This is a genomic window from Streptococcus sp. V919, assembly GCF_054353475.1.
Genome location: NZ_JBTHHY010000002.1, coordinates 323564 through 337989, shown reverse-complemented (window position 1 = coordinate 337989; position 14426 = coordinate 323564). Strand labels below are relative to the sequence as shown.

13 protein-coding genes are annotated in these 14426 nt (G+C 37.2%); all 13 read right to left on the bottom strand.

Annotated features, from left to right (window positions below; genetic code table 11):
* Positions 1–38 precede the first annotated feature (38 nt).
* The 13 genes from rfbB to ACXYSK_RS07715 all read right to left on the bottom strand — a co-directional run bounded on the left by rfbB (position 39) and on the right by ACXYSK_RS07715 (position 14414).
* The gene (rfbB, locus tag ACXYSK_RS07775) at positions 39–1088 is read right to left on the bottom strand and encodes a dTDP-glucose 4,6-dehydratase (RefSeq protein WP_458625618.1); all 1050 of its coding nucleotides are present in this window, start codon (positions 1086–1088) and stop codon (positions 39–41) included.
* Positions 1089–1099: 11 nt separating this feature from the next.
* Entirely contained in the window at positions 1100–1693 is a 594-nt protein-coding gene (locus ACXYSK_RS07770; RefSeq protein WP_458625617.1) for a dTDP-4-dehydrorhamnose 3,5-epimerase family protein, read from the bottom strand.
* The gene (gene rfbA / locus ACXYSK_RS07765) at positions 1694–2563 is read right to left on the bottom strand and encodes a glucose-1-phosphate thymidylyltransferase RfbA (protein ID WP_458625616.1); all 870 of its coding nucleotides are present in this window, start codon (positions 2561–2563) and stop codon (positions 1694–1696) included.
* A 113-nt stretch (positions 2564–2676) separates the two neighbouring features.
* Positions 2677–3729, bottom strand: a complete 1053-nt coding sequence (locus ACXYSK_RS07760; protein ID WP_458625615.1) for a galactofuranosyltransferase — start codon at positions 3727–3729, stop codon at positions 2677–2679.
* A 10-nt stretch (positions 3730–3739) separates the two neighbouring features.
* A complete protein-coding gene (locus tag ACXYSK_RS07755; protein WP_458625614.1) occupies positions 3740–4732 on the bottom strand; it encodes a stealth family protein in 993 nt (330 codons plus the stop codon).
* Positions 4729–5829, bottom strand: coding sequence for a UDP-galactopyranose mutase (gene glf / locus ACXYSK_RS07750; RefSeq protein ID WP_458625613.1), 1101 nt, complete (start codon positions 5827–5829; stop codon positions 4729–4731). Before glf ends, ACXYSK_RS07755 begins: the two co-directional genes overlap by 4 nt.
* Positions 5830–5840: 11 nt before the next feature.
* Positions 5841–7253 (bottom strand): flippase, encoded by a 1413-nt coding sequence (locus ACXYSK_RS07745; protein WP_458625612.1) that lies wholly within the window; start codon positions 7251–7253, stop codon positions 5841–5843.
* A gap of 61 nt (positions 7254–7314) precedes the next feature.
* Complete coding sequence (locus tag ACXYSK_RS07740; RefSeq protein ID WP_458625611.1) at positions 7315–8481, bottom strand: polymerase; 1167 nt, start codon at positions 8479–8481, stop codon at positions 7315–7317.
* 42 nt (positions 8482–8523) lie between these two features.
* A complete protein-coding gene (locus tag ACXYSK_RS07735; RefSeq protein WP_458625610.1) occupies positions 8524–9552 on the bottom strand; it encodes a glycosyltransferase family 2 protein in 1029 nt (342 codons plus the stop codon).
* Positions 9553–9570: 18 nt separating this feature from the next.
* Positions 9571–10545: a glycosyltransferase family 2 protein gene (locus ACXYSK_RS07730; protein ID WP_458625609.1), complete on the bottom strand. Its 975-nt coding sequence runs from the start codon at positions 10543–10545 to the stop codon at positions 9571–9573.
* A 133-nt stretch (positions 10546–10678) separates the two neighbouring features.
* Positions 10679–11827 (bottom strand): glycosyltransferase family 4 protein, encoded by a 1149-nt coding sequence (locus ACXYSK_RS07725; RefSeq protein WP_458625608.1) that lies wholly within the window; start codon positions 11825–11827, stop codon positions 10679–10681.
* Positions 11828–11829: 2 nt separating this feature from the next.
* Entirely contained in the window at positions 11830–13002 is a 1173-nt protein-coding gene (gene cps2T, locus ACXYSK_RS07720; protein WP_458625607.1) for a beta 1-4 rhamnosyltransferase Cps2T, read from the bottom strand.
* 41 nt (positions 13003–13043) lie between these two features.
* Positions 13044–14414: a sugar transferase gene (locus ACXYSK_RS07715; protein ID WP_458625606.1), complete on the bottom strand. Its 1371-nt coding sequence runs from the start codon at positions 14412–14414 to the stop codon at positions 13044–13046.
* Between the last annotated feature and the right edge of the window lie 12 nt (positions 14415–14426).

Below are 14426 nucleotides of genomic sequence, written 5' to 3'. Positions count from 1 at the left end.
CTTCGGTATAGCAATAAAAAGCAGAAAGTTTCTGCTTTTTATTTTGCAAGAACCTCTTGCGTCTTGGCATAGTTAGCCTCTACAGCCTCTTTCTCAGATTGCCACCAGTCTTGATTGTCTGTGTACCACTTGATGGTCTCTTTGAGACCTTCTTCAAAGTTGGTAAACTCTGGCTTCCACCCTAGTTCATCACGGAGCTTGCTTGCGTCAATTGCATAACGAAGGTCATGTCCTGCACGGTCAGTCACATGATCATAGGCATCGGCAGGTTGTCCCATTTCCTTAAGGATAAGTTCCAAAACTTCCTTGTTTTTCTTCTCGCCATCAGCACCAATCAAGTAGGTTTCACCAATTTGACCTTTTGTCAAGATTGTCCAAACACCTGAAGAATGGTCATTGGTATGAATCCAGTCACGAACGTTCTTACCTTCACCGTAAAGTTTTGGCTTAATTCCACTTAGGATGTTGGTAATCTGACGTGGGATAAATTTTTCAATGTGTTGATAGGGACCGTAGTTATTTGAACAGTTGGAAATAGTTGCCTTGACTCCAAAGGAACGTACCCAGGCTTTGACAATCAAGTCTGAAGCTGCCTTAGTTGATGAGTAAGGCGAGCTTGGATTGTATTTGGTATCAGCAGTAAATTTCTCACCTGGACCTTCACCATGACCTGGCAAATCCTCACGTAGAGGGAGATCCCCATAAACTTCATCTGTCGATACATGGTGGAAGCGAATATCATACTTACGAGCAGCTTCTAAAAGAGTATAGGTTCCGATGAAGTTAGTATGGATAAATGGTGATGGATCATTGAGTGAATTGTCATTGTGACTTTCCGCGGCATAGTGCACAATAGCATCTGCTTGAGCTGCCAACTTGTCTACCAACTCTGCATCCGCAATGTCACCAACAACTAACTCAACATGATCGCCTAAAATCTCCTCAATATTCGCGCGGTTTCCAGCATAAGTCAATTTGTCCAATACTGTCACGTGAACATCTGGAAAATTCTTGTAAACATAGTGGACAAAGTTGGAACCGATAAAACCAGCTCCTCCTGTCACGATAATATTTTTGTATTCAGTCATATTCTTTCCTTTTACAAATCCTCTTTTTTTAAAGGTTTTACATCCTTAAGTAGCGGATGATTTTTATCTGCTTCTGAAACCTCTGCTTCTGCAAGATTTTCCCATTCAATGCCAAGGCTTGGATCAGCGTAGTTTACAAAGGAGTACTTGGGTTTGAGTTCAAGAGCCCAGTAATCATTGACCAGATAACTATAAGAAACTGTATCTGATAGGACTTGGAATCCATTAGCTACGCCTCGAGGCACAAAGATTCCTTTGCTTGCATCAATTACTGTCTGATAAGTATTCCCAAAGGTTTCGCCCTCTCGTAGATCAACCCAAGACCCCAGTACTTTCCCACCATCTGCTACAGAGATGTACTTATCCCAAGGTTCGGCATGAAGGCCTCGAAGAACATTTTTACGTGAAAAGGATACATTGTTTTGCAGTTTCCCTTTTGCAAAGAATGACTCTGGAAAGCCAAGTGGCAACATTTTTTCTTTTTGAAAATTTTCTTTAAACCAACCACGGTTGTCTCCATGAACGGGAATATCAAACTCCAACATACCTGGAATAGCTTCAACCTTGCGTGCCGCAAGCGTCTTACCGAAAAAATTATCTGTCATCTATGCTTCTCCAATCAAACGTAGCAGATACTGTCCGTATTCATTTTTCTTAAGTGTTTGGGCTAATGCCAATACATCTTCTCGACTGATATAGCCCATGCGATAAGCAATCTCTTCCAAGTTTGCCACCTGAACATTTTGCATCCGTTGAACTGTCTCAATGTACTGCGAAGCTTCTAATAAACTTTCGTGTGTCCCTGTATCCAACCACGCAAAACCGCGTCCCATAACCTCAACCGATAAATCTCCACGATCCAGGTAAGCCTTATTTACATCTGTAATTTCCAATTCACCACGAGGACTTGGTTTTATATTTTTAGCAATTTCTACCACATCATTATCGTAGAAATAGAGGCCTGTAACTGCAAAATTTGAACGAGGGTGTTCTGGTTTTTCTTCGATAGAAATAGCATTCATATCCTTGTCAAACTCCACAACACCAAAGCGTTCTGGGTCTTTCACATGGTATCCAAAAACAGTCGCTCCTAACTCCTTGCTTGCTGCCTTTTGTAGCATCTTCGAAAGGCCAGGACCGTGATAGATATTGTCACCTAAGATCAGAGCAACGTTATCATTACCAATAAACTCTTCACCAATGATAAAGGCTTGCGCCAAACCATCTGGACTCGGCTGTTCCGCGTAAGACAGTTTAATCCCTAACTCAGAACCATTTTGCAAAAGCTCTTTGAAACGAGGCAAATCTTGAGGAGTTGAGATAATTAAAATATCCCTAATTCCAGCCAACATCAATGTTGAAAGTGGGTAGTAAATCATCGGTTTATCATAAACCGGCATCAGTTGTTTTGATGCAGCTCGAGTCAAAGGATATAAACGTGTCCCCGAACCACCTGCGAGAATAATACCTTTCATTATAAGCTACCTTTCTAGATACTCCTCATTACAATCTCACAAAAGATTATACTTTATTTCAAAAATACTGAAAATTACAGCTAACAGAACTATTATAGTAGAAAAATAAAAAATCAATCAAATTTTTTTAATGCCGTTTTTAAGTAATATCCTGCTCGAATATTTTTTCCTATTTTTTGAGAACAGCTCACTAGTTGTTGATATTCTTCATCCGATAAGGATTTTATTTTTTCAGCCAATTCAGATAAAGAGCCTACCGCAATTCCGCAATGATTGTCCAATACAAAAGTAGATAGAGCAGACTCTTCCCATACAACTAATGGAAAACCTGATGCTAGATAAAGCGATGCCTTGTGAGAATTGTTATAGCGAAGATACTCGCCAAAAACACCACTACATGTTTCAGCACTGTCACCATCCCAAACAAGTCCAAAACCACCCTCGAGAGCAGCAGGAAGCTCATCAGGTAGAAATGAACCAAAGTAGGTCTCGTTCTCTAGAGCTCTACTCTCGTCAAAGCCAACACCATAAAGGTTATAGTCTGGTGCTTTTGGAAGAGTATAAAGATAACCAGCCTTTTCCTGAGCCAAATTACCAGCCACAATAATGGGCTGATCTTTTGTCAGACCATTATTTTCTTGGAAATTGGGAATCAAATAGTCGAAAATGCCAAGACTAACAATCTTATCTGCATCAATCCCTTTATCCACCAGAACAGATTTCATAACTGGATTGTGGGCGATGATCCCATCCGCCGCACCAAGAAGACCTGATTCTTGAATCTTCATTCGGATTCTATGTTTCAAAGGAACAGCTTGACCATTCATGAAACGAAGAGCATCTAAGTCATGGATAATGAAATAGATCTTCACACCTCTTTTTCTTGCTTTTTTCACAAGAGATGTAGTAAAGAAACTATGGTGGAGCATTGGAAATTGAATCAGAAGTTCATCCCCTTTATTCAAACGATTTAAAGACTGTCTTAATGAGTTAGCCTTATGTATTTGAGCTTTTGTTATGCTCATATTGTACCAATTATCAACCGATAAGATAAGAGGTTCAAATCCTTGACTTCTTACTATAGATTCAACATCATTACGTGCCTTATTACCCGCATTTTTAACATTATTATCGTGTAAAAATTCTTCTTTTAAATAGTATTTCATCTTTTATTTCTCATTTTTCAAAAGCTGATTTTTCAGGATAGTGTTCTTGTAAGATTTCCTTAAAACGTATGATATTGTCCTCTTTAAAGTTAACTTCATCATTCACACAAAGCAATTTTTTGTGTTTATCTTTAAAGATACTCTCTAACCTATCTACTTGATGTAAATTTATCGTTTCACCAAAATTCTTTGATATAGGATAAAACTGATTACTTTCAATCTGCCAATACTGACAAATATATTGATTAACGTCTACTTCGTAGTCTCTAATTTTATTTCGTGACGTTCTATCTAAGGTTTCACCCTCAATTTTCCACAAATGTGCCAAAGTACTCTTTTTCATAGGTGTCGCTAAATGGTTGTTCACATAGCCTGTTGGTCCCCATGGCAAAAGTAGCAAGTTTTTAATAACTAAATGCCCATAGCGGTAGTTAAAAAATTTCCAAGGCGAGGACTTTAGGGCGTTCTTATTAGGAAAATGACGATAAATCAACTCAACATTTTTGTAATAAGTATTTGTATATGATGACCAAGGAACCAAGGCATCATATACAGCAAAAAGCTTAGGTTGACCATTTTTATAAAAATCCGAAGGTTGACTATCTCTAATCAAGTACATATCATCATTGAAATACAAATAATTCTCCGACAATCCTTCAATCCGATGAAGATTAAGCTCAATAGCAGCAGAATTATAGGTAGGTAGATACTCCTCAGGCATAAATTCCTTATGAGTAATCCATCTAAGTTTTGGATGATCTAAATTCAACCATTCAGGCTTTTGACCGTTGGTAACTAAGTAAACATTATTAACCCAAGGGGCATGTTTTTCAATCATTCGAAACCAGTAATTAAAAATTCCAAATTCACGGTATCTTAAATCTCCATCAACTAATTCATTAGAAACTGAGATTTGGCCTGTTACTTCTTGTTTCTCACAGATAAACTCCGGGTCGCTTCCATCTACCCAGAGAACAACGATATCAATTTTTTCTTGCGTCATTTAGTAAATTCTTTCTCAACGACTTCTAGAGCACGCTCAATAACCACGTGCATGTCGTAGTATTTGTAGTCTGCTAGGCGCCCACAGAAGATGACCTTGTCATTTTTAGCGGCTTCTTCTTGGTACTTGGCAAACATAGCGTTGTTCTTTTCATCATTGATTGGGTAGTAGGGTTCATCTCCACGTTTCCAGTCAACTGGGTATTCGCGGGTGATAACTGTCTTAGGTTGTGTGCCATACTCGAAGTGCTTGTGCTCAATGATCCGAGTATAAGGAATCTCACGCTCTGTATAGTTGACGACCGCATTCCCTTGATGGTTTTCCTCATCCAAGACTTCATGTTCAAAACGAAGACTACGGTACTCCAACTCACCGTGTTTGTAGTCAAAGTATTGGTCAATCATTCCTGTAAAGACAACTTTATCAGCTGAAGCTTCCAGCTCTTCACGATTGGCAAAGAAATCAACTCCAAGTTCAACTTCTACATCGCCCAGCATATTTTCAATGATGACGTTGTAACCACCGATTGGAATCCCTTGGTAGCGGTCATTAAAGTAGTTATTATCAAAGGTCAAACGAACTGGAAGACGTTTGATGATAAATGGTGGAAGGTCTGTGGCAGAACGTCCCCATTGTTTTTCAGTATATCCCTTAATCAACTTTTCGTAGATATCTGGACCAATCAACTTGATAGCTTGTTCTTCAAGGTTTTTAGGCTCAACGTCTTTCATATCAGCCGTTTGCTCAGCAATCTTATCCTTAACCTCTTGAGGAGTCTTAATGCCCCACATAGCGTAGAAGGTATTCATGTTGAAGGGAAGATTGTAAAGACTGCCCTTGTAGTTAGCTACTGGTGAGTTGATATAGTTATTGAATTCAGCGAACTGGTTGACATAGTCCCACACTTTTTTGTTGGACGTATGGAAAATGTGGGCACCGTACTTATGGACGTTGATGCCTTCAACCTCCTCGCAGTAGATATTGCCACCGATGTGATCTCGCTTGTCAATCACTTTTACTTTTTTACCACGTTTTGTAGCTTCATGTGCGAAAATGGCTCCAGACAAACCAGCACCAACAATCAGATAATCGTACATAGTAGACTCCATTATTTCTTAAATATTTGTTTCAATTCTTTCACATCTACCACTCTCAGCGATAGAATTGCAATCAGATAAATGATCCCACCAAGTACAGTAAATGCTAAAACATTTATGGTTGGTGTGGAATGTATAACTGTTTTTGAAACTAGCAAGAGACCATACATGATAGCTGATGCTAGAATAATTTTCATCATTGATCCGATAATCGGAACATCTTTTATATATTTACGAGTAAAGAACACTTGTATTGCCCATACAAGTGCTTCTGTCAATACAGAGACAATAGCTGCTCCGATATAACCAAGCCTTGGTAAGAAAAGTAAGTTTAATCCTACACTGATAATCGCAGGAACTGTTGTTGAAATCATGAATTCCTTGTTTTTATTATGAGGAATTAAGATTTGAATTCCCATAATATTGGTCCAACCGATAAAGAACATCCGGAAAATCATGATTGCAATCGCATAACGTGCATCTTGAAAATCTTGTCCAAGGAAAAATCGAACAAAATCATCATTGACGATTAAAATTCCTGCCATCATTGGGAAAATGACTAAATTATAAATGAGGAATGACATTTCATGCATCTTATTAACCGCCTTATGATCACCTGTCGATAACAAATGCGCAACACGAGGCAACATAACACTTCCCAAGGAAGTCACCAGGGTCAGAAGGATATTTACCAGTTTTAGAGCCTGGTCATAAATCCCAACGTCTTTTGTAGAAGCTAGTGCTCCAAGCATGGTACGGTCTAACGTGACATACAAAGAAATAGCAACTTGAGGTAGAAATAATAAAACGATTGGCTTCAAGTGACGCTTGGCGTACTCTAAATCAACATGCGGTTTTCCAATAAACTCTCTTGCCGGCAACCACATACTGAGTTGCCCAAAAAGTTCAAATATAGTAAGTAAAAAAACATAGAGATAAAGGTCGCTTGCAGATTTAACAAAGAGGAAGATAGAGATGACACCAACGAGTTTAACCGTGATGTTTCGAACTGTAATCTTTCGAAAATCCTCCAAACCATGAAAGAGCCAAGAAATGTCCAAACCTTTTGAAACCAAACTCAAACCTAAAATGTAGGCTACTGGATTTTGCATAAAAGGAAGCGCCAGACAAAGAACAATGTATAAGAACAGAGAAAAAATCGTCGCACTCAGTTGCAGGGAATATATTCCCCAAAAGTTTTTTTCAATTTCCTTGCGATGCCCTGAAATGACCTTTGTTCCATAGTTGGAAACTCCTAGTGTTGCTAAGAGGATAAAATACGTAACGATGGAGTTAAAATAACCATACGTTCCTAGATCATCCGATGAAAAAACCCGTGTTACATAGGGAGTCGTAATAATCGGGAGTATAATCACCAACAATTGATAAGAAAGATTGTAGGCGTAGTTTTTAAGAACCTTCATAAATAACCTTCATAAATATAGAACATCTTGCCTTCCTGTTACATTATCGTTTTTATCTTCTTTATTCAATTTCATTGTCTGAATTCATGATAAATAATCGACTAATAAATAAGATCAATGGAGAATATCGAAGAACTAACATTTGAGGGTCAAACATGCCATGGATAATCATAATTCCTAAACAGGCAAGTACGATATCCTTTCGAATCGAGGCGAAATATCGCATGACATTAGTAAGCGCAAACATCATAAAACCACCAACAATTAAACCATCTATTACAAACAATTGTACAAACGAGCTATCAATAAAATTATAATTACTAGTGAAATTACCAAAAATATCTGTTGTTGTAAATGTGATGTGTTGTCCTAACCAAGATACTCCAAAATTTCGGAACCCTTCTACACTTAACCGTAATCGATTATGTGTGAATTGGTCTACTAGATGAAATAGATTCCCAGATGAATAGAAACAAAAATATAATGTAATGATTAAAGCGAAAACAAAACCATATTTTGCAATTGTTTTTATCCAGAAGTTCTCTATAATAAAGCCTTTTTTAATGATTTTTAGACTAAATAATGCATACGCAAGTATCAAAATGCTTAAGTAAAATGGACTGGATGTAGAAGTTTGTTGGTACATGTAAATCGTAGCCGAAAGTAAGGCCAGCAATTCCATGTACGAAATTTTTTTACCACGAAACATCAGGTAGCTACACAAGGCAAAAAACAATCTCTGTGAAGCAAATGAAACATAGTTAAACCCTAGACTAAAACGATAGCCACCATCTGCCCTCATAAACATATTGGAAATCACGCCCTTGTTGCTAGCAAAAATTGTCAAAACAAGGACTAGAAATGTGGCAAAAGAGAAAGTTCCCAATAACTTTCTAAAATCTATATCTCTAGCAGAAAAAACTAATAATAACACGTTTATGTCAAGTAAACCATCACGATTTTTTGAAACTATCAACATCGAAAAGAGGAATGCAAGTGCTATCAACAGCGATTTCCAATGAAATCTAAAGTAATACAAGGTCTTGGGAAGAGTGATGAGCTCTTTTATCAAAATCATGACAATTGTAAAATAGAGGAGCATCCTATACAGGGATAGAAAACCTTCTAATCGAATAAAATAGGTAGTTGTGACTAATGATGCGACAACAACCCATATAAATAAGGTAAATATGTAAATTTTTTCTGAGATAAAACGATTGTTCACCACTATAGTCTTCCAAACCTTTCATTCATTAGAATAAGAATAAGATTAATATTTATATGGCACACCATTATGAAATGATGGGTGCTTCCACTTCAACAACATTTGCAACCTTTTGAGAAAAATCACTGCAATGTACATTCTCCAATACAATAAAAATCTAACAAGCGGATTAAGGAAAGAATCCACTTGATTTAATAAAGCAGTCATCTCTGAATTTTTGCACAATGCCTCAACATATCTCAGTTTCAAAAACAACGATATGTTTTGAATCGAAATATTCTGTATATTACTCATCAAAATACGAGCTTTTATTTGATCAATAAATTGATCATTATGAATATTCCATCTCATCATCAGCTGATCAATTTTACCTAGTTCTTCCAATTGACAGCTCATTCGTTTGGGATTGTACTGTCCCATCGCAGAGCCTACTCTACCCGAGATATAAACATAATAACAAGTTTGTGAAAAGGAAATGCTATTAACACGCTCGTATACTTTTAAATTGAATCGAACATCTTCTCCTAATTCATACTGCTCAAACATTATTCGATGCTCTTCCAAGAACTCTCTACGATAAATTTTATTCCAAACAGTATACATCATGTCTGATAAAAATAATTCTGTAAAAAGAGCAATGAACTGATTCCTGTCTTTTTTTCCTTCAATAGGAAGAATTTTTGCTGATCTAGCTGTTTCAGAAAAATTCTTTTCAATAGAGTTATAGTAGCTAAAAACCAACATATCCAATTCAGAATCCAGCTTATTTTCCTTATCGGAAAATAGGTTTCCTACTAAATAATCATCTGCGTCTACAAAACAAATAAATTCACCTTGAGCTTTTGCTAAACCAAAATTTCGAGCTGAACTGACACCGTGGTTTTCAATATGATAGACTGAGATATTCGAGTACTCACTAGCATAAGTATCGCAAATACTACCACTACTATCAGTAGATCCATTGTCAATCAATAAAATTTCTAAATCAGTATATTCTTGGACAAGTATACTATCGATGCAACGATGAAGATAGTTCTCTACATTGTACACCGGTATAATGACTGAGTACTTCAAAATAATCCCCTAAATCTCTTACTTCATTCCTTGTATAGTAAAAGCCATCTTCAACAAGTTCAAACGGTATAACAAATATTTCATCCTATTTGGCAGGTATTTTATTTCACTATACATTATTTTATTTTTTCTTAATTCCTGATTGACATCATTTCTTATTTCAGCATATTGACGATCTAATTTAGATTTATACAAACTAGCTAACAAATGAATCAATCCATTTACATAATAAAGTTGCGAGATATACAACTCTTCTCGATTTAAGTGCGAACGTACAAAATCTGAATAAAATATCTCTTTATAAAACCCAAACATATCTCGAAACTTTTTCTCATTCCAAGACTGTGTAATAGAATCTGGGTTATCGATCAAGTAATGATAATACTTTTGGTTAGTTGCATAGACCTTCTTAGCTGAAAGAAACAGTTTGTAATTGGTTCCAAGATCCTCATAGTATTTACCAATTGGAAACTGGATGTTATGATCAGAGAATAAGGATTTCCGATAGAGTTTGTCGTTAGCGAAACCAGTAATATAACTATGCTTCAGCATTTGCACAAAAGCATCTTTACCTTCAAACACTTGAGTCACTTCTGATTCCGAAATTATAGCATCTTCTTCACTCTTTACAAACTCACGATTAAAAGAAATAATATCAAACTCTTGAGATTCTAACGCTTCTGCCAAGGCTATAAAGGTATCTGGTTCAAGCCAGTCATCAGAATCAGGAAAATAAACATATTCACCCTTAGCATGTAAAATACCAGTATTGCGAGCTTCAGAAAGGCCTCCATTTTCTTTATGAATCACTGAGATAAAGTCATAATCTTTAGCATATTCATCACAGATTTGAGGAGAATGATCAGTACTTCCGTCATCAACTAGTAGAATCTCATAGTCCTTCCATTCTTGGACAAGAATACTTTCAATGCAACGTTTTATATATCTTTCAACATTATATACTGGAATAACGACAGTTAATAGTGGCTTCATAGATTCTTTACCTAAATTTTATTCTACTCTAAATCTTCTCCTCTCTGATCTAACTGACTTACAACATTCAATAATATATGGTAAATCTTTAAATCAGCTCGGATATAATCCTTTTTTCAGCGAATTTGATTATTTAATATTTTTTATACAAGTCCGAAAAATTCCGAATATAACTTTGTAATGAGAAGAGTTCTTTTTGGCGTTGGACAGAGGCCTTACCAAATTGCTCTCTCTTCTCGGTATTGTTAGCCAATTCTTGAATAGCCTTAGATAATTCTCCAGGCTGATTCGGTATAGCAAGAAGACCATTTTCACCTTCCCTGACCATCTCACAGACACCACCATGTCGGTAGCCGACTACAGGTTTGCCACAACCCATGGCTTCGAGGACGACTGTTGGTAGTGGATCTGGATTGGTACTTGGCAAGACAAAGATATCAAACATATTATAGAGTTCTGTCGTCTTGCTATAATAGTCAATTCGCTTGATTTGGCTAGCTACTGGAGAGTCTGAAATAGCTTTTTCCAACTCATCCACGCGCCACTCTTCCCCCTCAAAAGCACTACCTGCTAGAAAGGCTACTGCTTTTGGATTGGCCTGTAAAATTGGCGTCACAGCTTCTAGGAAGTCTCCTTGCCCTTTCCAGGCATTTACTCGACCAACCATTCCAATAACCAAGGCATCCTGTGCGATACCAAACTGGTCACGGACCGCGCTGGCATCCATTACCTGGTAAACAGCATTGTCAACACCATTATAGATAACTTGAACCTGCTCGTCTTTCACATAGCGAGACTGCTTGACGTGGTTGGCTACAGCATTTGAAACTGTCACAATCGTATCAGCATAGCGCCCCATCAAAAAGTTGATAAAATCTGAAATAGCTTTTGGTTTGACGATAATTTCATGCACATGCCAAATCAAAGGAAGTTTCAACTTCCGCTTGAGGTAAATTCCCTCCAGCACCGCAGTCGTATTATTGTGAACGAGGCTAATACCATTCTCCTTAGCATACTGAGCAATTTGTTTGGAATAACGGTTATAAGAGCCAAAATACTCAAGAATTCCTTTTGGATTAAAATATTTCCTTCGCAAGATTGGGTAGTCAATGACTTTAACCTTAGCTCCAACCTCTTCCAATGCACCCACTAAGACACCTTCATTAGGTAAAATAACGTGTGCTTCAAAAGCATCTTTATCCAATCCTTTAATAAGCTCCAACAAAACCTTGTCTGCACCATACATTTCGGCACCAGCGTGAAGATATAAAATTTTCTGCATTTCTATCCTTTAAATACTTTCTCGTAGTCAGTGACAATCTTTTCCCAAGTAAAGGCTTCAGCAATCCGTTGACTTGATTTTTGATTGAGATCTTCGATTGCTTGAGCATCCATTTGTTCAGCCTGATCAATGACATGTGCCAATTGATCTTTCTTCCAATAAAGTGCTCCATCTTCACCGACTTCACGGTTAAAGCCAACATCTAGCAAGAGGTTGAGTTTAGTAGACTCGAGCGCTTCTAGAAGTGACGGATTGGTTCCACCCACCTCATGACCATGGAAGTATGCGAAGGCATTCTCACGAATGTATTTGAGCAATTCTTGATCGTAGACTGTCCCGACAAACTTCACTCGAGGATCTTGATCAAATCCTGTATCCTTATGCAACTGTTCATAGAACTTGTTTTGTTCCACATTGGTAATGAGAACAAAGTCCTTGTCAGAGTTTGATGCCATAAAGCCACGAATCATGGCCTCATAGTTGTTTTCGGGGACAAAGCGACCCACGACAAGATAGTAGTTTCCTTCGAAGACTTGCTTGTCTGAAAACCAAGTTCGTACTTTCTCGTCCTCTTTATTCAGGATAGACTTGCTTGTATCAGTTCCATAAGCGATATAGGTAGTCTGTGGCTGATACTTAGCGTAATCCTTCTGAATATAAGCCTCGATATTCTTGCTATCGCAGATCAAAAGATCGGCGTGTTTAACCATGAGTTGTTCAGAAAACTTCCAGTATTTACGGACTGGAAGACTCCATTTCGCACGAAGCCATTCATGTCCGTCCGGATTGACCATAATGGTCCCACCGATAGCCTCTATTTTCTTTTTAATTCCTGAAATAAAAGGACCTATACGGCAAGCAAGAATGTAAAAAATTGGAGCCTCATCCTTATTAAACTTGGCTAATTCGATAGCCTTATTGACTGCGGCAATATCATAGGCGATTGCCCGAGCAGGTCCAATATTCGGAACATCAATGTTGTAACATTTTGCTCCATTATGCTCGAAATTGTCTGCTGAAATACTAGATTTAGCTGAATTTTCACGCATACAAGCTACATAATACTGAATATCTTTGTCTTGTTGAAACTCTGTCAGTTTCTCAACAAAAGTTTCAAATCCCCCATACTTTGCAGGGATTCCTTTCGACCCTACGATATAGACACTTCTTTTCATGCTACTCCTAATTTATAGAAAGACAGGCTATATTAACAAAATCACTTTGCTCCATCTCTCATCACAACTACTTTTATTGTTTTTAATAAAATTTCAAAATCTTTCCAAATTGTCCAATCATCGATATAGGCCACATCTAGTTTGACAACATCATCAAAATTGGTAATTCCACTACGACCACTAATTTGCCACAAGCCAGTAATTCCTGGTTTGAAACTCAAACGACGTTTTTGCTCTGGTGTGTATTTTTCGTATTCATCGACAGTTGGAGGACGAGTTCCTACTAAGCTCATATCACCAATCAACACATTCCAAAATTGGGGCAGTTCATCTAAACTTGTCTTTCGAATAAAGTGTCCAATTTTGGTAACGCGAGGGTCATTGTCCATCTTAAACATACCACCCTGCATGGTATTTTGGTCCATCAATTGCTGCTTGATTTCTTCCGCATCTACCCTCATAGAACGGAATTTATAAAAAGTGAAATGACGACCATTTTTCCCTATTCGGGTTTGAGAAAAAATTGCCGGCCCACCATCTTTTCGAATCATTGGAACAAGGACTATACTTACTAGTCCAAAGATGATCAGTCCAACAATTGATCCTAAAATATCAATGATTCGCTTTGCAATGATATGACTAGGTTTATATAAATTTGTAGAAAAAGTTACTACATTCAAACCAGCCATTTCATGAATTTGTTTATTTCTACCTAAATTTTTATTAAAGGCATTTAGATTGACTGTAACATCAATCCCCATTGTTTCAAATTGTGAAATAATGCTACCAATATCATAATCCTCACTAGGTAGATTTACAAACACTTCATCTACTACCTCATGAGTTGCATAATTAATGAGATTTTCTCGAGGAATAACCGTGACTTTATTGTGTTTAAAATCCGGTTTATCTAGTACACTCACAGCGACAAGTTTCCCACCAACATCAGTTGCATTCAACAAGCGGTCTATCACTTTCTCAATTCGAGATGTCGCAGTAATCAAAATGATTTTACGACTCCCCTTTAAATTATGGTTAAAATAAACCCAATATTTTTTGATAGCAAAACTCAGGAAATAATTAACTACTCCGTACAAAGATAGGAAGTAAATCATACCACGCCTTGAAATAACAAATTGGTCTTTCAGGAAAAAACTAGAAAAACTAATCAGCAATGCGAAAAAGATGATGTATTTTATTATCTCTATCAATTCGACGGATTGACTGCGTTTAAAAAAATCCTTACCGTAGCCACTGATATAGAAAGCTGCAAAATGAAGAAAATACAGAACAAAAACCGTTTTTGCAACAATTTCTGTTTCAGATACAGAGATTAGTATATAAGCTAATATACTGACCAGAATACTCTGTAAAAACGCTAAAGTTACGTTGTAGAAACCCCTTCCTTCCATACTTCCTCCCTA